Source organism: Aquibacillus rhizosphaerae (genome assembly GCF_030282825.1).
Lineage (GTDB): Bacteria > Bacillota > Bacilli > Bacillales > Amphibacillaceae > Aquibacillus_C > Aquibacillus_C rhizosphaerae.
The window spans coordinates 115,282-138,765 of the sequence record NZ_JASTZU010000021.1 but is presented as its reverse complement, the minus strand read 5'-3'; the positions used below and the strand labels follow the sequence as shown (position 1 = coordinate 138,765).

Here is a 23,484-nt window from a genome sequence, read left to right as displayed (position 1 = left end):
TCCATAACATTTTTATTTAGCAATCCTATTACTTTGAGGATATTAAAGCACTTGAATATTTTTCTTTGAAAATTTTATGGATAACGTCGTTTGTTGATTGTTGACTAACTCCATCAATTTCGGAAATCATTTCATCTAATGTTCGATGTTTGTGTAATAACAACTCATTTTTCCCATTTCTACTCATCCTACTACTCGTACTTTCTAAACTAAGCATTAAATTTCCCTTTAATTGCTCCTTACTATTACGTAATTCTTTTTCAGTTAATCCATGAGCAATTAAATCATTAATTGTATCTGTAACAGTTTCTCTAAGTAAAGGGAGATGTTCTTTACCTGTACCAGCATATATAGTTAGTAGACCATTATCTAAAAAAGAGCTATGATAGGAAAATACAGAATATGCTAGTCCTCTTTGCTCACGTATTTCTTGAAACAATCGAGAACTCATGCTTCCACCAAATACATTATTCATGACGATTAAACTGTAAATATCATCATCTTCAATCGAAAATCCATTGTAACCAATGCACAAATGTGCTTGTTCTGTTTCTTTTTGTCTTTCAATATGGTCTGCGACAAAATCTGGTTTTTCAAATTCATCTGCTGTTTGGTTTGTTTTATAACTTCCAAACAATTCATCGATATTGTTGAAGAAAGAAGCATCAACATTTCCAGCTACTGAAATAACTATGTTTCCTGGAGAATAATTTTTATCGATATACCCACGTAAGTCTTCAGGTTGGAAAGAGGCTAACGTACTCTCCGTACCTAGTATTGGAAATCCTAATGGGTGTTGCCCATAAGAAGCCTGGGATAAAAGGTCATGTACAATATCATCGGGAGTATCCTCAGACATTTTAATCTCTTCTAGTACAACCTTTTTTTCTCTTTCCATTTCTGCCTCATCGAAAGTAGAATTAAAGAACATATCTGACAACACTTCTAAAGCAAAGTTTTTATGAGTGTCTAGTACTTTCGCGTAGTAACATGTATACTCTTTAGATGTGAAAGCGTTAACTTGTCCACCTATTGCATCAAACGCTTCAGCAATATCTTTAGCTGAGCGTGTTTTTGTACCTTTAAAAAACATATGCTCTAAAAAGTGGGAAATCCCATTATTACTTTTTCCCTCATTCCTTGAGCCAGTTTTAATCCATATCCCTATAGTAACCGATCTAACAGCTGGTATATCTTCTAGTACAATCCGAAGACCATTTGAGCAAACATGTTTTTGTAACAAATCAAAATCCTCCTAATAAACAACCTTAAGCTTATTTTATCTCTTTTCACTTAATAGTCTTTCTACTGTTCCAATTTTATACTCTTTTTCTTTAAGATTCAAAACTAACTGTTCGAGGCCCTGCTCAATAACATCTGTTGGGTGCATTAGAATCATAGCACCAGGATGAATATTAGACATTACACGATTGACCATAACCGAAGTGGTCGGTTTCTTCCAATCAATCGTATCAACTGACCATAAAACAGTGTTCATTTCTAATTTAGATGCCACTTTTACAACTTCATCATTAAAACTTCCACTAGGGGGGGCAAACCATCTTGGTGATTCTCCAGTAATCGCTTTTAATATATCATTGGTTTTTTTGATTTGTGACATATTTTCTTCTGCGGATAAACGATTCATATCTGGATGATCAAAAGCATGATTCCCTATAATATGTTCTTCCTCATGAATCATTTTTACTAAGTCAGTATTATTACTAGCCCATTTACCTTCGATGAAAAAAGTAGCTTTAACTTGATGTTTTTTTAAGGTATTAAGAATACTAGGAATATTTTTTTCTCCCCAAGCAACATTAATTAAAAGTGAAACCATTTGTTTTTCGGGGTGACCTTTATAAATTGGTGATGGTGCTAAATCTTTGATAGTTATTTCTGGCTCAATCTGATCAAACACCAATAAAGATTCATCAAATTCACCTTTTTGTTTCATTTTCTCAAAAGACTTTTCGATATTCACTTTTATTCCATTTCTACCAGGTATTTTTTTCCATACTTTATCAATCCTAGCGTCCTGTGGGGGCTCTTTATATTCTACGCTTTTTTCCTTGATCTTTTCTAATAATGTGTTTTTATTCATTGCTACTTGTTGAATAGTTTTATTGTCATTAAGAGATCTTTCCATTACAAATAAATTAGGAGTTTGAAATGGAGTTATTAACAGTAACATAACCAAAAATGCAATTAGTTGAATTATTGAACGACTCACTATGTATCCCTCCCTCATAAAAATTTATGAGGAGGAAGGACAAGGTAGAACGCAAAATATAAAAGAACTATTATGAACATTATTTTTGAGTAGAACAGTAATTATAAATTCTTAGGCACTATCCAAAGCTTCTTAAAACATAGAGACAAAGTTAGTTTTTCCAATATTGCGCTGCCCCTTGTTTCCGCGATGACTTTCTATACAAAAAAATACAAGTGAAAGCGTGCCATCTTTGGTCACATTGCCCCCCACCACAGGTGCGGTAGGCTTAGGATGGATGTAGCTGTTTTCTATATGGTATCCACTTTTAGAAAATTTTATAATTCTGGAAAATAAAAAAGAAACTGGCACGCCAGCTTCTCGGTTTCTAGGATTTAGTTTTTTCGCTTTTTTCTTTTTCCTCTTTTAGAACTGCTTTTCTAGAAAGATTAACTCTTCCCTGGTTATCTATTTCTTTAACTTTCACCATAATTTGATCGCCAATTGAAACAACATCTTCCACTTTATTGATTCTTTCTTCAGCCATTTCAGAAATATGAACAAGACCTTCTTTACCTTTGTATAATTCTACAAAAGCTCCAAATTTTTCTACACGTTTAACAGTACCAAGATACATTTCTCCAGCTTGTACTTCACGCACTAAGTCTTCGATAATCTTTTGGGCTTTTTTATTCATTTCATTATCTGTAGAAGAAATGAATACATTACCATCCTGCTCAATATCGATTTTAACACCTGTTTCTTCAATGATTTTATTAATCTGTTTACCACTTGGTCCTATTACATCACGAATTTTATCAGGCTTGATCTTCATTGTTAAAATCTTAGGTGCATATTGTGATAGCTCGCCTTTTGGCTCATTTATTGTTTCAAGCATGTGTCCCAAGATGTGCATACGACCTATTTTAGCTTGTTGTAAAGCTTCCTCTAAAATCTCACGTGATAAACCTTCAATCTTAATATCCATTTGTAATGCTGTAACACCATTTGCTGTTCCAGCTACTTTAAAGTCCATATCACCAAGGAAATCTTCCATACCTTGAATATCACTTAAAATAGAATAATCATCACCAGATTTAACTAGACCCATTGCAATACCAGCTACTGGAGCTTTAATCGGAACACCAGCATCCATCATAGCTAACGTACTTGCACAAATACTTGCTTGTGAAGTTGAACCATTGGATTCTAATACCTCTGAAACCAAACGAATTGTATATGGAAATTCTTTTTCAGACGGTACGACTACTTCAAGTGCACGTTCACCTAAAGCTCCGTGACCAATTTCCCTACGACCCGGTCCTCTAATAGGGCCAGTTTCACCAACACTAAATGATGGGAAATTATAATGGTGCATAAAACGTTTTGATTCTTCTAAATCTAAACCGTCTAATATTTGAACATCACCTAATGCACCTAGTGTACAAACACTCAATGCCTGTGTTTGACCACGCGTAAACAAACCAGATCCGTGTGTTCTTGGTAGAACTCCAATACGTGAAGATAATGAACGAATTTCATCTATCTTCCTTCCATCTGGTCTAACCTTTTCTTTAGTAATCAAACGCCTAACTTCTTCTTTTACCATCTTATCAAGAATACCTTTAACATGTTTCATTGTATTCTCATCAGCTTCTTGTTCCTCATAGCTTGCCACTACTTCTTTTTTCACTTTATCAATAGCAAGTTCACGTGCATGCTTTTCCTGAACTTGAATTGCATCAACAAGACTAGATTTTGCTTTTTCTTCTACTTCAATTGTTAATTCTTTATCAAGTTCAAATAAAGTAACTTCCATTTTTTCTTTTGCAACTTCTGCTATTACCTTCTCTTGGAATGCTACTAAACGCTTAATTTCTTCATGACCAAACATAATTGCTTCCAACATAATCTCTTCTGATACTTCTTCTGCACCAGCTTCTACCATGTTAATAGCATCTTTAGTTCCCGCTACAATTAAATCAAGATCACTTTTGTCGCGCTGCTCTGTTGAAGGATTAATAACAAACTCACCATCAACTCGTCCAACAATAGCTCCCGCGATAGGACCCCCAAAAGGAATGTCAGAAATACTCAATGATAGCGAAGACCCGATCATTGCAGCAATCTCAGAAGGGCAATTCTGGTCAACACTCATTACGATACTTATAACCTGAACATCATTGCGATAACCGTCTGGAAATAGCGGACGAATAGGACGATCAATTAAACGTGATGTAAGAACAGCTTTCTCACTAGGACGGCCTTCTCTTTTAATGAACCCGCCAGGTATTTTACCTACAGCGTATAATCTCTCCTCATAGTTTACTGTCAATGGAAAAAAGGGTAAATCCTTTGGTTCTTTAGAACCTGTTGCAGTAGATAATACTGAAGTATCACCGTACTTTACCATACAAGCACCATTTGCTTGTTTTGCAAGTTCTCCTATTTCAACCGAAAAAGGTTGACCAGAAATTTCTGTGGAGAATACTTTTTTGTTTTCTGCCATATAATTTAGTACTCCTCTCAATGCTAAAATATAATAGTGCTCTTATATAAGAGGTTGTCACAAAATTGAGAAAAAGAGTAGTTTTTCTCCTATTTTGTTAGTATCTCCTCTTTAAAATGCTCTATGTATGTTTTTTTGTACAGAAAAAGCGGGAATAATCCCGCTTTTAAGCACATTTAACGACGTAAGCCAAGTTTCTGGATTAAATCACGGTAACGTGTTACGTCTTTATTACGTAGGTAGTTTAATAAATTACGACGTTTACCTACCATTTTTAATAGACCACGGCGTGAGTGGTGATCTTTCTTGTGAACACGTAAGTGTTCGTTTAGAGTTGTAATTTCCTCTGTAAGGACAGCGATTTGAACCTCTGGAGAACCAGTGTCACTATCGTGTGTTTTAAACTCATTAATTATTTCGTTTTTACGCTCTTGAGTAAGTGCCATCCTGTTCACCTCCTAAATATTATATAATCCCCATTCCCCTAGCAAGCGCCGGAGTTTCGCGTAGCCAAGCAGATGGTTCCGTATTTTAGATTACAACCTTTTCTTTAAAAAAGCAAGTCTTTGGGCTAAATCGTTTTTAAAAAAGTTCGTATTTCTTGTTCATCAAGCTTGATTTGATTTACTAATTCATCAATACCATTAAATTTTAATTCATTTCTAATATACTTATGCCATTCTACAATTAATTCTTTCCCATAAATATCCTTTTTATAATCAAAAATATGTACTTCTATCGAAGGTTTTTTAATGTTTTCTTTAAATGTTGGTTTATATCCTAAATTAGCCATACCAGCAAATCTCTTCCCTTGTAACTTAACGGTTACAGCATAAACGCCCACTTTTGGTAATAAAAAGGGATCTGTAACTTCTATATTAGCTGTAGGAAAACCTATTGTTCTTCCCCGTTTATCTCCCTCAACAACAATTCCTCGTGCAGAGAGTGGTCTACCAAGCAATTTATTAGCTTGTTCAATATTTCCATTTCGTAAATGTTCACGGATTAAAGTAGAACTTATTTTCTGATTATTTTCTTCTTTTTTCGGTTTTACTACTGTATATTCAAATACTCCTCTAGCATGTTTTTCGATGGTATCCATAGAACCTTCACCTTTATAGCCATAACTAAAATCAAAACCTGCAACAAGATGTTTTATGTTTAATCCAATAATATAATGATCAATAAATGATTGTGGTTCTAATTTTGAAAGCTCTGTATTAAACGTAATTACATATAAAGTATCTATACCCATTTCGTTTAATAAATTTTCTTTCTCAGTTAAAGGTGTTAAATAATCCACTCGCATATCTTTTTTCTTTAATACAACAGACGGATGAGGATAAAAAGTAACTACTGCACTTTTTTTCCCCTGTTCATTTGCTATCTCTATCGCTTGTTTAATGACTTTTTGATGACCTCTATGAATACCATCAAAAAACCCAATAGCCGCAACAGTTTCCTGAAATTCACTTTTATTCAATTGTTGAGGATAAGTCAATCTAAATGTATCCACCTAATCACCTACTTTCAATATTCGTATGAAATAACCTTACAGGTTTAATTTCATTATTATTTTTTGGGTGAAACTCATAAATAGCAATCAATTGATCATTTAGTTGAACCCTGAATGGGTTGGTTAAGGGAACATTCTTAGGTATAGGAAATTTTTGCCCATTTAAAACTTTTGGTAGTAATTCACTATCAATATAATGAATATCCATATCCTTTACACCCGTTTGAATTGGTAATAGAAGCGATGCTATATTTTCCTGTTCGACGGCTTGTTCAATTTGTTTAAAGGTAAAAGTTTCTTCTTTATTGAAGCCACCTGTTTGCAACCGTATTAAGTTAGACATGTGTGCTGGATAACCCAACGCCTTACCAATATCCACACAAAGCGTACGTATATACGTACCTTTAGAACACTCTACACGAAACGAAAACTGGTGATAATTGTGATTTGATCTATTAGTTAATAGTTCAATTTCATCAATAACTACCCTTCGTTCTGGACGTTCTACAGCTACTCCTTCACGAGCATATTCATAAAGTTTTTTTCCATTTACCTTAACTGCAGAATACATGGGTGGCGTTTGCATGATTGGGCCCTTAAATTGCTTTAAAATTGTGTCAATATACTCTCTATCAAAGTCCTCAGTCACTTCCCGCTTCTCAACGATATCACCATGACTATCTTCCGTTTCAGTTGAAACACCAAGTGTAATTTCCGCAATATATGTTTTTTGTGTATCCGTTAAATAAGGAACTACTTTTGTTGCTTGTCCAATACAAATAGGTAATACTCCTTCTACTTCTGGATCAAGGGTTCCTGTATGACCGACTTTTTTTGTCTTCAATAACTTTCGGACTTTAAATACACAGTCATGTGAAGTAAGCCCTTTTGGTTTCCATAAAGGAAGAATTCCATCCATATTATAGACCTCCAATATTTCTGTATCTACAGATGTATTTAATTTTTACACAGATAAAACCCTTGTTTTTATTTTAGGACAAGGGTTTTATCTGTGTAAAGAGTCTTATTTTATTCCGGATTGTTTAAATCACGTAAAATATGCTCAATTCTATTACCTTTTTCAATGGCTTCATCAAATTCGAAAAATAGCTCAGGTGTTTTTCTTAATCTGATTCTTTTGCCGATTTCTGAGCGTATAAATCCTTTTGCTTTGGCTAGCCCAATTAAAGTATCTTGCTTTTGTTTTTCGTGTCCCAAAACAGAGATAAAAACTTTCGCTTGTTGCAAGTCCCCAGTTACTTCCACATCTGTGACTGTTACAAACCCAACACGCGGATCTTTAATTTTTCTTCCTATAATATCGCCTAATTCTTTTTTCATTTGTTCTCCGACACGGTTTGCTCTGATCTCACTCATGAAACTCATCACCTCTTCAAATATTGAGGGAATGTTATAAAGTCCAACCTGTCAAGGTTGAAAGTTGCTTATAACCATTCGTATTTAGTTGTTGTCCGCTCAATCTCAGGGTAAGAATCAATCAAGCTTAACGCTTGATTAACCACCCTTTCCGATTGAACTTTATTACAAGAAATAGTAACAAGACTTAGCTTTGTTCGTTGCCATAGATCTTGATAATCCATTTCGCTTATAGCTATATTATAATCATTTTGTATCTTTGTTATTATACTTTTTAAAACTGATCGTTTTTGCTTCAATGATTGTGCTCCATAAATCAAACACTCTACATCAGCAACTAAAATCATGTGCGTTTAATTTCTTCCATAATATAGGCTTCAAACACGTCGCCTTCTTTAATATCATTAAACTTTTCAACTGTAATACCACATTCGTAATTTTGTGCAACTTCTTTCACATCATCTTTGAAACGTTTTAATGTATCAATTTCACCTTCATAAATAACAATTCCATCTCTAATTACACGAACACCAGCATCACGAGTGATTTTACCATCTGTTACATAACTTCCAGCAATGGTGCCAATTTTTGATACTTTAAATATTTCACGAACCTCCGCTTGACCGATAACTTTTTCTTCAAACTCTGGGTCAAGCATTCCTTTCATTGCTGATTCGATTTCCTCAATAACTTTGTAAATAATTCGGTGAAGACGAACATCAACCTTTTCCGATTCTGCAGCCTTTTTAGCATTGACATCAGGACGCACATTAAAACCAATAACGATTGCATTAGATGCTGAAGCTAATATAACATCGGATTCCGTAATCGCCCCAACACCTGTGTGGATTATACGAACTTTAACCCCTTCTACCTCAATCTTTTCTAAAGAAGCTGCTAATGCTTCTGCAGACCCTTGAACATCAGCTTTTAAAATTAAGTTAATGTCTTTTACTTCACCTTGTTTAATTTGTTCAAATAAATCATCAAGGCTAACTCTTACTTTGTCTCCGCGCTTTTCTTCAATTTGTTTTTGTTGACGAGCTTCACCAACTTGACGGGCTTTCTTCTCATCATCAAATACTGTAAACTGGTCACCAGCTTGAGGTACTTCATTCAAACCAGTAACTTCCACTGGTGTTGAAGGACCAGCTGTTTTCACTCTCCGGCCTAAATCGTTAACCATTGCGCGGACACGACCAAAAGTATTACCTACTACGATTGGGTCTCCAACATTCAATGTACCATTTTGGACTAGTAAAGTTGCAACAGACCCACGACCTTTATCTAATTGAGCTTCAATTACAGTACCACTTGCATTACGATTTGGGTTAGCTTTTAACTCCTCTACTTCAGAGACAAGCTGAATCATTTCAACAAGATCATCGATTCCCTCACGTTTTATAGCTGATAACTGAACAAAGATAGTTTCCCCGCCCCAGTCTTCTGGAACTAATTCGTGTTCTGTTAATTCCTGCATAACACGATCTGGATTTGCACCTTCTTTATCCATTTTATTAACAGCAATAATAATTGGTACTTCAGCTGCTTTAGCATGGTTAATTGCTTCTACAGTTTGAGGCATAACACCATCGTCAGCTGCTACAACAAGTATAGCTATGTCCGTTACTTTTGCTCCACGAGAACGCATGCTAGTAAATGCTGCGTGACCCGGTGTATCTAAAAATGTTATCTTTTTACCTTTATCTTCAATTTGATAGGCACCGATATGTTGCGTTATTCCTCCCGCTTCACCTGCAGTAACCTTTGTATCGCGAATAGAATCGAGTAGTGTCGTTTTACCATGGTCAACGTGCCCCATGATTGTTACAACAGCTGGACGCTCAACCAGATCTTCTGGCTTATCTTCAGCAATATAAAGATCAAGGTCATTTTCATCTACCTCAACTTCTTGTTCTACTTCAACACCATATTCTTCACAAATCAATTCAATAGAATCTTCATCGATATCTTGATTTTTTGTCGCCATGATACCTAGTGTCATTAACTTTTTAATGATTTCACTTGTATCCTTTTCAAGTTTTTCAGCTAATCCACCTACTGTAAGTGTACCAGAATAGGTGATTTTTGTATTTTCTTCTTGCTTGTTGACTTGTTTATTTTCTTGTTTGGATTGTGGCTGTTGATTATTTTTCATATTATTATTATTTTTCTTCCCTTTATGTTTGGCAGATTGTTTTTCTGAGTTCTTCTTACCCTTTTGTTGTGCCTGGGAGTTATTATTGTTACTTTTCACTTCAGGACGACTAGGTTTTGATTGATCCGCCTTATTTTTTTGCTTCGAGTTCTTCTCAGTCAATGCTTCTTCTAACTTCAGTTTTGTATCATCTGAAATAGTAGACATATGATTGGATACTTCGATATTCAATTCTTTTAATTTATCAATAACTACTTTACTTGATATGTTTTTTTCTTTTGCATATTCATAAACGCGCGTTTTACTCATACGTTCACCCCCGAATAGATTTATCGAGTAACGATGTAATTTTATCAGCGAATCCTCCATCTAAAATAGCAATGGCAACTCTTCCAGATTTTCCTATAGCTTGTGAAATGGTATCGCGATCATCCACTATTCGAAAAGGAATATTGTAATAAGTACATTTATCCTTTATCTTTTTACTTGTGTGCGGACCCGTATCACTTGCTAAAAGTACTAGTTTCGCATTTTGTTTTTGAATATCACGAATAATGGACTCCTCGCCCAATGTGCACATTCTTGCACGCATAGCTAGCCCTAATAGATTCAGATAATCTTTACCTCTACTCAATTTTTATTACCCTCTATAATTAATTTTAATTCTTCATAAATCGAGTTATCAATACTCGTATTTAATTGTCGATCAAGGACTTTAGTTTTTTGGGCAGTATTCACAACATCACTGCTTTTAGAAACATAAGCGCCTCTACCATTTTTTTTTCCCGTTTCATCAACAAATACTTCACCCTCTTTGTTGCGAACAATCCGAATTAACTCTTTTTTCGGTTTCATTTCTTGTGTTACTACGCATTTTCTAAGAGGTGTTTTTTTATTTGTTCTTGCCATTTTTTTACCTCCTTATTCAAATAGATCTTCATCTATTTCAGAATAAGACTCTTCATCTAATGTATCTTTCTCAGCTATAAGACCTTCTTCTTTAGCTTCAGATTCACTCTTTATATCTATTTTCCAACCAGTTAGCTTTGCCGCTAGTCTGGCATTTTGTCCCCTTTTTCCAATTGCAAGAGAAAGCTGATAATCAGGAACTATTACTGTTGTTGCTTTCTCTTCTTCACTTACTAATACTTTTACAACCTTTGAAGGACTTAATGCATTAGACACGTAAACTACTGGATCTTCAGACCATTCTACAATATCAATTTTTTCCCCTTTTAATTCATTGACGATTGTCTGAACTCTCTGACCTCTTTGACCTACACAAGAACCCACTGGATCAACCTCGGGATTTTCAGCGTGAACAGAAATTTTAGAACGGTCACCTGCTTCACGTGCAACAGATCTTATCTCTACTGTACCGTCGTATATTTCTGGTACTTCCATTTCAAATAAACGTTTTAGCAAACCTGGATGTGTTCGAGACACGTATATTTGAGGGCCTTTGTTTGTATTTTCTACTTTTGTAACAAATACTTTTAACCTATCATGTACATTGTATTGTTCAACAGGCATTTGTTCACTTTCAGGTAATTTGGCTTCCACCTTACCTAGATTAACATAAATAAAGCGAGGATCCTTTCTTTGAATAATACCGTTCATTACATCCTCTTCTCTATCTATGTATTCATTGAAAATAACGCCTCTTTCTGCTTCACGTACCCGTTGTGTTACCACTTGCTTGGCAGCTTGGGCCGCTATTCTTCCAAAGTCTTTTGGTGTCACCTCTATTTCAACAACATCACCCAAATCATAATTCGGATTAAGTTGTTTAGCTTCTTCTAGTGACATTTGCTGCTGTTTATCTTCAACTTCTTCTACTATGTCTTTTCTAGCGAACACGTGCATACTACCTGTTGTTTCATTTAAGTCGACTCTAACATTCGTAGCAGACTTAAAGTTTTTCTTGTATGCAGAAATAAGCGCCGCTTCCAATGCTTCCATTAATACATCTTTATTGATGCCTTTTTCTTTCTCTAAATATTGAATGGCGTCAAACAGCTCACTACTCACGTTTCTTCCCCCTTTAATTAAAAGTTACTGCTAACCGAGCTTTTGCAATTTTTTCATAAGGTAGTTCTATCTCTTTTTTTCTAGCTTTAATTTTTATTTCTAATTTAGCTACTTCGTTTTCAAAAGATTTTAAAATACCTTCGAATTCTTTTGATCCATGAAGTGGCTCGTATAACTTAATAAAAATATTATTTCCAACATTACTTTCAAAATCCTTTTTCTTTTTTAAAGGACGTTCAGCCCCTGGTGATGAAACTTCCAAGAAATAAGGGAATGTAACTGGATCTTCTGCATCTAATTTCTCACTGAGTTTTTCGGAAACTTGGCCACATTCTTCGATGTCAACGCCTCCCGTTTTATCGACGAATACACGCAAAAACCAATTTGGTCCCTCTTTTTCAAATTCTACATCAACAAGTTCTAAATTCAATTCATCTAATATTGGTTGGACTAAATCCTCTGTCTTTTCAGTTACTTTATTACTCAACTTTATTCCCTCCTTTATGAAAATCATAAGAATTATAAGTCTAATGAGTAGATGTTGATTTTGTATTTAGTATATTCAATTAAACTTCTTTCATTAAAATGAATTATTGTATTAATTATAAAACCCTTGCCATTTTTTGCTTTGGCAAGGGAACTCATTAGCTTCCATCCTATATCAGGGATCTCCTATTTGCTGCGACAGTGACAGTTCAAAAAGGAAATAGGTATGAAAGAAAGAGTGGGTTTCCCCACTCTTTCTAGCATACGTATCAATACTTACCACTACAAAATATACCACATCTTAGAAATTTATGCAAGAATATCCCCATTTGATAAATTGAAAGTTACCAGTATGACTTTAAATAAATTCATAGTAAAGATTCTTTAAAATAGAGATAACTGATTTTTATCCGCCATTCCTTCTAAACAGCCATGATTATCTAGGTATTCTAAAACCGTTTTCGAAATGCGACTGCGTAACCTTAAATCTTCCTTAGATAAAAACTCGCCTTCTTCTCTTGCCTTGACTATATTTAGGGCAGCATTTGTCCCTAAACCATCTACTGCATTAAAAGGAGGAATCAAGCTATCTCCATCAACAATAAAATCCGTAGCGCTCGATCTATATAAATCAACTTTTTGGAATGAATAACCACGTTCATTCATTTCCAAAGCCAATTCTAGTACGGTAGATAAATTTTTCTCTTTTGGTGACGCATCATTGCCTTTAGCTAGGATATCTTCAACTCTTTTTCGTATAACACTTGATCCTTTAACCATTACATCAAGGTCAAAATCACCCGCTCGGACGGAAAAATAAGCAGCATAGAAAAAGATAGGATGATGTACTTTAAAATAAGCTATCCGGATTGCCATTAATACGTACGCTGCCGCGTGTGCTTTTGGAAACATATATTTAATCTTTTTACACGAATCAATATACCAATCCGGAACATTATGCTTTTTCATTTCATCTATCCATTCATCTTGCAGTCCCTTTCCTTTTCGAACGAATTCCATAATCTTAAATGCTAAAGAAGCATCGAGTCCTTTATGCATCAAGTAAACCATAATATCGTCACGGCAACCAATTACATCTGGTAATCCACAGATCCCATTGTTTATAAGATCCTGCGCATTGCCAAGCCACACATCCGTACCATGAGATAACCCAGAAATAATGACAAGCTCAGCAAATGTTTTTGGTCTTGTATCCTCTAACATTTGTCGAACGAAGCGAGTACCAAACTCGGGAACACCAAGTGTACCAGTTTTACACATAATCTGATCCGAAGTCACTCCTAACACTTCAGGTCCAGAAAATATTTTCATAACTTCCTCGTCATCTGTAGGAATTGTTTTTGGGTCAATTCCACTTAAATCCTGTAACATTCGAATAACAGTCGGATCATCGTGGCCTAGAATATCTAGTTTCAACAAATTATCATGGATAGAATGAAAATCAAAATGCGTTGTTTTCCATTCAGAGTTTCGATCATCTGCTGGATATTGAATAGGAGTGAAGTCATATATTTCCATATCATCTGGTACTACAATGATACCACCAGGGTGTTGTCCAGAAGTACGCTTTACTCCAGTGCAACCTGAAACTAATCGATCAACCTCTACATTTTTAATTTGCAATTGATGGTCTCCAGCATAACCCTTCACATAGCCATAGGCTGTTTTTTCAGCAACTGTACCAATTGTACCTGCTCGGTAGACATTATCCTCGCCAAATAATACTTTTGTATAATTATGCGCTTTTGGTTGATACGCACCAGAAAAGTTAAGATCAATATCAGGTACTTTATCTCCTTTAAACCCTAAAAATGTTTCAAACGGAATATCCTGCCCATCTTTTTTGAGACTTGTACCACATGATGGGCAATCTTTGTCTGGTAAATCAAAGCCACTACCATATGAGCCATCATTGAAGAATTCATTATACTTACATGCTGGACATTGATAATGTGGAGGTAGAGGGTTTACCTCTGTTATTTCTGTTAAGGTAGCTATTAAAGATGAACCTACCGAACCACGAGAACCAACTAAGTAGCCATCATCTAATGATTTTTTCACCAATTTATGTGAGATCAAGTAAATAACTGCAAATCCATGACCAATAATACTTTTTAGTTCTTTTTCAATACGTTTTTCAACAAGTTCAGGTAACTCATCACCATATAGGTTTCTTGCATAGTTATAACTTAGTTCCCTAACTTCTTCTTCTGCCCCGTCAATGTTAGGAGTGTATAAGTCATCTTTTATTGGCTTTATCGACTCAATTTGATCAGCAATAAATTGTGTGTTAGTCACGACCACTTCTTTTGCTTTTTCTTTGCTTAAAAACTGAAAACAATCCAGCATTTCATCCGTTGTCCTAAAATGCACATCTGGCAGTGTTTGTCGACTTAATGGATTACCGTTTTGTGATGAAATCAATATTTGTCGATAAATCTTGTCGTTTGGTTCAATATAATGCGTATTTCCTGTTGCCACACACTTTTTACCCATCTGATCAGCTAATTCAGTTAAGTTTTTTAGTATATCAAATATTTGAGCTTCATTTTGAACTAGTTCTCTTTCAATCAAATGATTATAATTAGTAGGGGGTTGAATCTCGATAAAGTCATAGAATTCAGCTGTCTTTTCTGCTTCTTCTTTTGACTTCTGCATCATTGTTTCAAATACTTCTCCCTTATCACAACCTGAACCAACTATCAAACCTTCTCGATGTGCTTGTAGTTTTGACCTGGGAATTCTAGGTACTCGGTAAAAATAATCAATGTGTGCTAAAGAAACTAATTTAAATATATTTTTTAAACCAATTTCATTTTGTGCCAACAGTGTTATATGGAACGGTCTAGAACGCTGATAAGCATTCCCCTCACCCATGTGCTTATTAAATTCATTATGGTTTAAGATTTCTTTTTCACTAGCTAGTTTTACTAATTTCCATAATAAATAGCCCGTTGCTTCTGCATCGTAAATTGCTCTATGATGTTGTGTTAATTCAATATCCAACTTTTTGCAAAGGGTATTTAGTCGGTGGTTTTTTAAATCAGGAAATAGAAATCGAGCTAATTCTAATGTATCAATCACTGGATTAGGCGCTTTCTCATAATCAATTTTCTTTAAACCTTCATTTAGAAAACCCATATCAAAACTAGCATTATGCGCTACAAGCACATCTTCACCCATCCATTCGTGGAAGTCTTTTAAAACTTGACCAACTTCAGGAGCATTTCTTACCATGTCATCTGTTATCCCTGTTAAATCAATAGTTGTTTGTGATAAAGAATGATGCGGATTTGCAAACGATTCAAATCGATCAATGATATCGCCACCTTTAATTTTTACAGCTGCAAGTTCTATAATTGTGTCGTAAACAGCTGATAAACCTGTGGTCTCAACATCAAAAACTACATAAGTTGCATCCTCGAGGTTTACATCAGCAACATTATACGCAATTGGTACCCCATCATCCACTACGTTTGCTTCCAAGCCGTAAATCACTTTAATGCCATGCTTGCTGCCTGCAGCGTAAGCTTCGGGAAAAGACTGTGCTACGGCATGATCGGTAATAGCAACTGCTGGGTGACCCCAACTAGCAGCCTGTTCCACTATTCTAGTTGCAGAAACAACAGCATCCATTTGGCTCATCGTTGTATGTGCATGAAGCTCAACTCTTTTTTCACCTTCTGGTGCTTTATCCTGACGAGTTTTAGGCATAATTTGATTAATATCATTTACCATCATCGTTAATTCATTTGTGAATGTATCCGTTTGGACACTTCCGCGAGCTTTAATCCACATACCTTTTTTAATTTGCTTAAACTTCTCGGCATCTTGATCACCTTTAGAGAACATCTTAAGCTGAAACGAATCTGTATAATCAGTAGCTTTGATAATTAACAAGTGTCTACCTGATCTTAGCTCACGAACATCAACATCAAATATATAACCTTGCACAATCATTCGACGTTCTTCCTCAAGTATGCTTTCCATTGGGACCGAATCTTCTTTAATGGCATAACCAATAGTTACAGGGCCCTCAGGCACTCCATCGTTCTTTTGTTTAGATCTGTCTTCTTGATCTTTCACTGCCCTTTGCACTAATTTCTGGTCTTCTATTGCTTTTTGTTCCCTAAACTTTTCTAAATCATTTATTTCTGTCTTAACATCAATTACTAACATATATGGCAATGCACCAATTCTATGACAATAGTTTTTTAATGCAGGCTCTAACCTCTTCTTCAATGCAACACCTTCTGCATCATTCCTTGCAGTCAACTTAATCTTATTTCCTTCAAGACGTGGCTTCTGTTCATGAACTAAATCTTTATATGCTGGAGACATATCTTTTACAGTAAAAACAAAATCTTGCCAGTAATCATAAATATCTTGTTCTAGCAAATCTTTATTATTTGTGTAAAAAGTCCAATCAATTGTAGCAATATGAGAAAAAGTTTCCTGTAACTTCATCGTAAAAACACGATATACAGAAGCAGGTAATACTTGTATTACATTTATATGAAAATGCCATAACTTTGACTTTTTGTGCACCTCTAATTTTGACAAATAGCTATCCTTAAAGTGTAATTCCTTCAAATCTTCGGGAATTCCTATTTGTGTAAGAAGTAAATTCATTTTTTCATTGCTGGATATGTCCATATGTGTTCCTCCCCGTATCCAGAAACTCTTATTCATGTACGTTCAAAAATCTAATAATGCATAGTATAGTAATGTCCAGAACTATAGTTTGTCTAGGATGTGGATAACATGCAGAAACAGCCACATCCACTCGAAGGCAAAGTGTTCAAAAAAACTCCATGCCAAAGCTTTTCTTAGCTTGTTTTTGGTGGTGAGCGTTACGACTGCGCTTTTGTTCTTTTACGATTAGTCACTAACCATAACAATACAAGACTTTCTGAACTCAAAAAATAGAGTGTATTTGCTATTATTTTATTCTACTACGAATTAAAACCCCTGTCACCAGAGAATTCGACAAGGGTTTTAATAACTAAATAGGGAAAAATAGTAGCTATACGTGTTATATTGACCATGTATATTAGATGAAAAACTTATTTTCCCAGCAATTGTTTTATTTTATTTACAATTTCAGATTGATGGAGTTCTGACTGTTCACCATTTTCTCTTAGTTTAAACTCAACATAACCCTCATCTGCTCTTTTACCAACAGTGATACGGTATGGTATTCCTATCAAGTCACTATCAGCAAATTTCACACCAGCACGTTCTTTTCTATCATCATATAATACTTCGATACCTAACGATTTCAATGAAGAATATAATTCTTCTGCCAATTTCTTCTGTTCTTCTTTTTTTGCATTAATAGTTAATAGGTGGACTTGAAACGGAGCAACTTGTACTGGCCAAGTAATTCCAGATTCGTCATGATGCTGTTCAACGATTGATGCAAGCGTCCTCGATACCCCAATACCGTAACATCCCATAATCATTGTATTTGACTTACCACGGTCATCCAAGAAAGTAGCACCAAGTTTATTAGCATAAAAATCACCAAGTTTGAAGACTTGTCCTACTTCAATGCCTCTCGCAAATTTCACTATCCCTTGATCTTCAGGCAATTCGTCTCCTTCTTGAATAAAACGTAAATCAGCATACGTATCTATTTCAAAGTCACGACCTGGATTAGCATTAATATAGTGGTAACCATTTTCATTTGCACCACAAGATACGTTAACAACATATTCAACGGCATTATCTGCCACTACATCAACTTTTCCGTTCACACCCACTGGACCTAATGAACCAAAACCTGCACCTAGGGTATCTATTGTTTCTTGCTCGGAAGCTAGTTCTACAATACTTGCCTGGTAAAGGTTTTTAAGTTTAATATCATTTACTTCGTGATCTCCCCGTGTAACAACAAGAACTAGTTTTTCATCCACTTTAAACATTAATGTTTTAAGTCCTTTATTTAGTGGATGACCTAAGAAGTCAGCAACATCTTGCATCGTTTTTTGATCAGCTGTTTCTACTTTTTGTAATTCAGCTAACTCAACAGCTTCTTTTGTATAAGAAGCTATAACAGGTGCCATTTCAATATTCGCTGCATAATCAGAAGTATCGGAATATGCGATTGTATCTTCACCTACATCAGATAAAGCCATAAATTCATGTGTATCTTTTCCACCCATTGCACCAGAATCAGCAATGACAGCACGAAAATTCAAACCACAACGGCTAAAAATGTTCGAATAAGCTTGATACATTGAGTTGTATGTGATATCTAAACTTTCATAAGTCTCATGAAAAGAATAAGCATCTTTCATTACAAATTCTCTTCCTCGTAACAAACCAAATCGAGGACGTTTTTCATCTCTGAATTTCGTTTGTATTTGAAATAGAGTAAGTGGAAGCTTTTTGTAACTTTTCACTTCATCTCTTACTAAACTTGTAATTACCTCTTCATGTGTTGCCCCTAATGCAAATTCTCTATCATGGCGATCTTTTAAACGCATTAATTCAGGTCCATAAACATCCCATCTGCCTGTTTCTCTCCACAGCTCTGCTGGTTGCAGAGCGGGCATTAACATTTCGTTTGCACCTATTTGCTCCATCTCTTCTCTTACAATCTCTTCTACCTTACGTAATACACGTTTTCCTAAAGGTAGGAAACTATAAACACCAGAAGCTGTCTGACGAATGAAACCTGCTCTTAGTAATAGTTGGTGACTTTTTATATCTGCATCTGTTGGTACTTCTTTTAGTGTTGGTAATAAAGATTCGCTCTGTCTCATGCTCATTTCACCTCATAGATTTAATTACACTATCTGTTTGCCTTTTTATAAGTATTATAAAAAGAGTCGTTGGATATCATTCCAAGTTACCACAATCATTAGTAGCATTAGTAATGCGAAACCAATAAAGTGAACTATTCCCTCTTTTTGTGGATCAATCGGTTTACCACGAACGGCTTCAAGACCTACAAATATTAATCTACCACCATCTAATGCTGGTAAAGGCAATAAGTTAATTATCCCTAAGTTTACACTTAAAGCAGCTGTCCATGTCATAAAATTAAGAAATCCTGTTTTTACTACTTGATCTGTTGCATCGTAAATCCCAACAGGACCTGATAACATATCTATGGAGAATTGACCAGTAACTAGTTTACCTAAATTAACAACGATTAGTTTTGCCCATGTATAAGTTTGCTCAATACTATATGGTATGGCTTTAACAATGGATTTTTCTAATTCAATTTGCACACCAATCTGGCCAACAACTTGGTCCTGTCTCTCTAGACTTCTCGGAATAACATTTAATTCAATTCTTTCGTTATTTCGATTAACCATCATTGATAACTCTTGTTCTGGGCTATCCTGAACAATCACTTGAAACTCTTCCCATGTTGAAATCGAAGTACCTTCTATTTCAACTATTTCATCACCTGCTTCAAAACCCGCTTCTGCGGCAGGACTATCTTCTTGAACACTTCCAATTGAGGCATTATCGGTTGGAATGCCTTGGACAAAACCTAATATTGCAAATATTATTATCGTCAGAATAAAGTTCATCATTGGGCCTGCAAATAATTGCATGGCACGTTTTGGAACAGACTTTGAAGCAAATTGTCGATCATATGGTGCAATTTGTGTTTCAGTCTCATCCATAACAAAGTTCGCTTTACGATCGACTTGAAAAACAACTTTTTCGTCTTCATCGATTTCATAGCCTTCGATAGTAAGTTGATGGTCTAAATCAACTCGCTCAACCTCGATAACGTGTGCGTTGGGATGTTTAGATTTATTATTGACAATAATCTTACTTACCTTATTTTCATTATTAAATTCAAGCCCAATATGTTGTCCTGCTTTTAAGTCAATAATCTCTGGATCTTCTCCAGCAACACGAACATAGCCACCTAATGGAAGCAGTCTAATTGTATAAAGTGTTTCATCATTTTTTAATGAAAATACTTTTGGTCCGAATCCAATCGCAAACTCTCTTACAAGCATACCTGCCCTTTTTGCGAAAATAAAATGACCGAACTCATGTACAAACACGAGTAAACCAAACATTAATATGAATGCGATTATGGTGGTCAAAAATAGCACTCTCCTTTTTTAATTTGGCTGTTTTCCATAAAGTTGGTATCGTTCATTAAAAACCTATAAACTGCATCATAACATATCGATTGAATTCGACGTTACCGTTTTCCAGCAAAAGTTTATATCAACTTCAAAAAACAAGCAACAAAACTTATGAAAAAAGCCTTAATTTAAATACGCCTGAACTTGTAGACGTGTTTGTTGGTCAACTTCTAAAATAGTTTCTAAATTTGGTTTTTGAATCGTTCTGTGTTGTTCTAACGCTTTTTCAATCAATCTTTCAATTGTTAGAAAAGGTATTTTCCCTTGCAAAAATAAGCTTACCGCAACTTCATTTGCTGCATTTAATACTGTTGGCATCGTACCACCTTCTCGTCCAGCATTATAGGCCATCATTAGACATGGAAAACGATCAAAATCCATCTCAGCAAAATGAAGCTGACCAACTTCAGTTAAGTTTAAGCTCTTTGCTTGGGGTAAATGAAGTCGAGCAGGGTATGTCAATGCATATTGTATTGGCACTCTCATATCAGGTGTTCCTAATTGAGCAATCACACTCTGATCAGCAAATTCAATCATAGAATGGATAACACTTTCTTTGTGCAGAACCACATCTATTTTGTCATACGGCATATTAAACAACCAGTGTGCTTCGATAACTTCTAAACCTTTATTCATCATTGTAGCAGAATCAACCGTAATTTTAGCACCCATACTCCAATTTGGATGATTCAATGCGTCATCAATGGTAACGTTGTCTAGTTGCTTTCTTGTTTTATCACGAAAACTTCCGCCTGAAGCAGTAATGATGACCTTATTCACATCTTTATGATTTTCACCATTCAAACACTGAAATATAGCAGAGTGTTCACTGTCTACAGGTAGTAGGCTCACCTTACGACTTCTAGCAGCTTCCATTACCAGGTGACCTGCTGTAACTAGTGTTTCCTTATTGGCAATCGCAATTTGTTTATTTGCATGGATTGCACACAGAGTTGCTTCAAGGCCTACACTGCCCATTACTGCATTTACCAATACATCAGTGTCTTGATCAGCACTAATTTCTATCATACCCTCATTACCAACTAAAATATAATCGTGATTTACTATATTTTGTAAGTTTCTTTTTGTTTCTATATCTTGTACAACTATTTTTTTGGGTTTAAATTCGTTTATTAATGGTATAGCTTTATCAATATTTCTGCCAAAGGACAATCCATACAGTTCAAAAAGATGGTGATGTTCACGTATAACATCAAGTGTTTGCTTACCGATTGAACCGGTTGCCCCTAATAGAGTGATTTTTTTCATTCGTCACGCTCCTATATCTATTCCATACTATGATATAAAATTAATAAAATGCAATAATGGAAAAACAAATAGCCAACTATCAAATCTATCTAAGATACCACCATGCCCTGGAAGTATCTTACCAGAGTCCTTCACATGATAATGTCGTTTAATAGCAGACTCAACTAAATCACCAACTTGTCCAAATGCAGACGCTAGAACTGTAACAATAAAAACAATAAATGACGAATGTTCAACCGGGAAAAAGGTAAGGAAAACAAATGCAGCTATACAAGCAAGGAAAATGCCACCAATAGCTCCTTCAATTGTTTTATTAGGGCTTATTTCTGGCCAAAGTTTTCGTTTACCAAATGCTTTTCCAAAAAAGTAGGCTCCTGTATCGGTAGCAAGAATAACAACAATGGCATAAAAGATGTAGATTAAGCCATTTTCTGCTTCTAATCTTGTTTCCATGAAGTAATAGAAACCTAAACCAACATAAATTGCTGATAACACCATAAACCCTGCGTCATCAAAAGTGAATTTATTTTTCACTAACACAGTATAAGATAACAATAGCAATACTGATAATAATGCCATTTCAATCTTATTCATATAAAATATATCAGAGTTCGGATATAAGAGTGACCAAAGTAATAAAAGCGTAATAAATGCTGGAATTGGGTATCTTGTTGTTTTCCTTATTCTTAATAATTCTAAGACACCAATTGTAGCTATTATGTACATGATCACCTTAAATGGCCAATCACCGTAAAATACAAAAGGGAAAAACAGTAAAATTGCTATAACAGCTGTAATTATTCTTATTTTCATAATTTCAACACCTTAGATGCCACCATATCGACGCTTTCTTTTTTGATAGTCGATAAGGGCTTTTTTGAATATATTTTCATTAAAGTCCGGCCAAAAAACATCTGTAAACCAAAATTCTGTGTAGGCAGATTGCCATAACAAAAAATTACTAAGGCGGATTTCTCCACTCGTTCTTATTAATAAATCTGGATCACGTAAATCACCCGTATATAAATAATTACCAAACATTTCTTCATTTATGTCTCCTAGTTGAAAATCTTGTTTATCAATATCATCAACCAGTTTTTTAATAGCTTGAACAATCTCATACCTACTACCATAATTCAATGCGATATTTAAAATTAACCCTGTGTTTTCTTTTGTTTGATTTTTTGCTTTTTGAACAGCACTTTTTGTATGTGTAGGTAAGACATCGAATTCACCAATTGTTTGTATTTGGACATTTTCTTCTATGAGTTCTGGTAAATATGTATTTAAAAATTCCATAGGTAATTTCATTAAATAATCAATTTCTTTTTTCGGACGTTTCCAATTTTCAGTAGAAAAAGCGTATAATGTCAAAATTTTCACATTATACTTATTCGCTACTTTTACAATTGTTTTCACATTATCCATACCCTCTTTGTGACCAGCAAATCTTGGTAACCCTCTCTTGTTTGCCCAACGACCGTTACCATCCATTATTATAGCCACATGTTCTGGTAAATTATCCTGTGAAACAATATTCTCTTGTTTTACTTTTGATGTTTTCTTTTTTAAAAAAGGAAGTTTAATCATCGGCATAGCATATCCTCCATGAGACAAAACATATATATTAAGATCAGGCTATATTAATTAACTAATGTATTCTATATATTTATGTTATTTAATCACTAAGACCAGAATAATTAGGTTTTATTAAGTTAATATAGACAAGCTTATCATAAAAGTAAATGATACGTATTTTATAAGTATAGCAATTTGACT

General features: G+C 34.9%; 19 protein-coding genes. All 19 read right to left on the bottom strand.

Annotation, left to right across the window (positions count from 1 at the left end):
- Nucleotides 1-28: 28 nt before the first annotated feature.
- Complete coding sequence (locus tag QQS35_RS06530; RefSeq protein ID WP_285931111.1) at nt 29-1,243, bottom strand: M16 family metallopeptidase; 1,215 nt, start codon at nt 1,241-1,243, stop codon at nt 29-31.
- Nucleotides 1,244-1,279: 36 nt separating this feature from the next.
- On the bottom strand, nt 1,280-2,233 hold the full coding sequence (locus QQS35_RS06525; protein WP_285931110.1) for a polysaccharide deacetylase family protein: 954 nt from the start codon (nt 2,231-2,233) through the stop codon (nt 1,280-1,282).
- A 367-nt stretch (nt 2,234-2,600) separates the two neighbouring features.
- Nucleotides 2,601-4,721, bottom strand: coding sequence for a polyribonucleotide nucleotidyltransferase (gene pnp / locus QQS35_RS06520; RefSeq protein WP_285931109.1), 2,121 nt, complete (start codon nt 4,719-4,721; stop codon nt 2,601-2,603).
- 176 nt (nt 4,722-4,897) lie between these two features.
- On the bottom strand, nt 4,898-5,167 hold the full coding sequence (rpsO, locus tag QQS35_RS06515) for a 30S ribosomal protein S15 (RefSeq protein WP_285931108.1): 270 nt from the start codon (nt 5,165-5,167) through the stop codon (nt 4,898-4,900).
- 125 nt (nt 5,168-5,292) lie between these two features.
- Complete coding sequence (ribF, locus tag QQS35_RS06510; RefSeq protein WP_285931107.1) at nt 5,293-6,237, bottom strand: riboflavin biosynthesis protein RibF; 945 nt, start codon at nt 6,235-6,237, stop codon at nt 5,293-5,295.
- Between the two features lie 4 nt (nt 6,238-6,241).
- The gene (gene truB, locus QQS35_RS06505) at nt 6,242-7,156 is read right to left on the bottom strand and encodes a tRNA pseudouridine(55) synthase TruB (protein WP_285931106.1); all 915 of its coding nucleotides are present in this window, start codon (nt 7,154-7,156) and stop codon (nt 6,242-6,244) included.
- A gap of 110 nt (nt 7,157-7,266) precedes the next feature.
- A complete protein-coding gene (gene rbfA, locus QQS35_RS06500; protein WP_285931105.1) occupies nt 7,267-7,614 on the bottom strand; it encodes a 30S ribosome-binding factor RbfA in 348 nt (115 codons plus the stop codon).
- 68 nt (nt 7,615-7,682) lie between these two features.
- Nucleotides 7,683-7,961 carry a DUF503 domain-containing protein gene (locus QQS35_RS06495; RefSeq protein ID WP_285931104.1) on the bottom strand — a complete coding sequence of 93 codons (279 nt, stop codon included), beginning with the start codon at nt 7,959-7,961 and terminating at the stop codon, nt 7,683-7,685.
- Nucleotides 7,958-10,081 carry a translation initiation factor IF-2 gene (gene infB / locus QQS35_RS06490; RefSeq protein ID WP_285931103.1) on the bottom strand — a complete coding sequence of 708 codons (2,124 nt, stop codon included), beginning with the start codon at nt 10,079-10,081 and terminating at the stop codon, nt 7,958-7,960. Before infB ends, QQS35_RS06495 begins: the two co-directional genes overlap by 4 nt.
- Nucleotides 10,082-10,085: 4 nt before the next feature.
- Nucleotides 10,086-10,406 carry a YlxQ family RNA-binding protein gene (locus tag QQS35_RS06485; protein WP_285931102.1) on the bottom strand — a complete coding sequence of 107 codons (321 nt, stop codon included), beginning with the start codon at nt 10,404-10,406 and terminating at the stop codon, nt 10,086-10,088.
- Nucleotides 10,403-10,681, bottom strand: a complete 279-nt coding sequence (rnpM, locus tag QQS35_RS06480) for an RNase P modulator RnpM (protein WP_285931101.1) — start codon at nt 10,679-10,681, stop codon at nt 10,403-10,405. The genes QQS35_RS06485 and rnpM overlap by 4 nt, the downstream gene beginning before the upstream one ends.
- A 12-nt stretch (nt 10,682-10,693) precedes the next feature.
- Nucleotides 10,694-11,803, bottom strand: coding sequence for a transcription termination factor NusA (gene nusA / locus QQS35_RS06475; protein WP_285931100.1), 1,110 nt, complete (start codon nt 11,801-11,803; stop codon nt 10,694-10,696).
- 13 nt (nt 11,804-11,816) lie between these two features.
- On the bottom strand, nt 11,817-12,290 hold the full coding sequence (gene rimP / locus QQS35_RS06470; RefSeq protein ID WP_285931099.1) for a ribosome maturation factor RimP: 474 nt from the start codon (nt 12,288-12,290) through the stop codon (nt 11,817-11,819).
- Between the two features lie 383 nt (nt 12,291-12,673).
- Nucleotides 12,674-16,966, bottom strand: a complete 4,293-nt coding sequence (locus QQS35_RS06465) for a PolC-type DNA polymerase III (protein WP_285931098.1) — start codon at nt 16,964-16,966, stop codon at nt 12,674-12,676.
- Nucleotides 16,967-17,376: 410 nt separating this feature from the next.
- Nucleotides 17,377-19,080, bottom strand: a complete 1,704-nt coding sequence (locus tag QQS35_RS06460) for a proline--tRNA ligase (protein WP_285931097.1) — start codon at nt 19,078-19,080, stop codon at nt 17,377-17,379.
- Between the two features lie 54 nt (nt 19,081-19,134).
- Nucleotides 19,135-20,391 (bottom strand): RIP metalloprotease RseP, encoded by a 1,257-nt coding sequence (rseP, locus tag QQS35_RS06455; protein WP_285931096.1) that lies wholly within the window; start codon nt 20,389-20,391, stop codon nt 19,135-19,137.
- A gap of 168 nt (nt 20,392-20,559) precedes the next feature.
- Entirely contained in the window at nt 20,560-21,705 is a 1,146-nt protein-coding gene (gene dxr, locus QQS35_RS06450; protein WP_285931095.1) for a 1-deoxy-D-xylulose-5-phosphate reductoisomerase, read from the bottom strand.
- A gap of 27 nt (nt 21,706-21,732) precedes the next feature.
- Entirely contained in the window at nt 21,733-22,518 is a 786-nt protein-coding gene (locus QQS35_RS06445; protein WP_285931094.1) for a phosphatidate cytidylyltransferase, read from the bottom strand.
- A 12-nt stretch (nt 22,519-22,530) separates the two neighbouring features.
- The gene (locus QQS35_RS06440) at nt 22,531-23,301 is read right to left on the bottom strand and encodes an isoprenyl transferase (protein WP_285931093.1); all 771 of its coding nucleotides are present in this window, start codon (nt 23,299-23,301) and stop codon (nt 22,531-22,533) included.
- Nucleotides 23,302-23,484 lie beyond the last annotated feature (183 nt).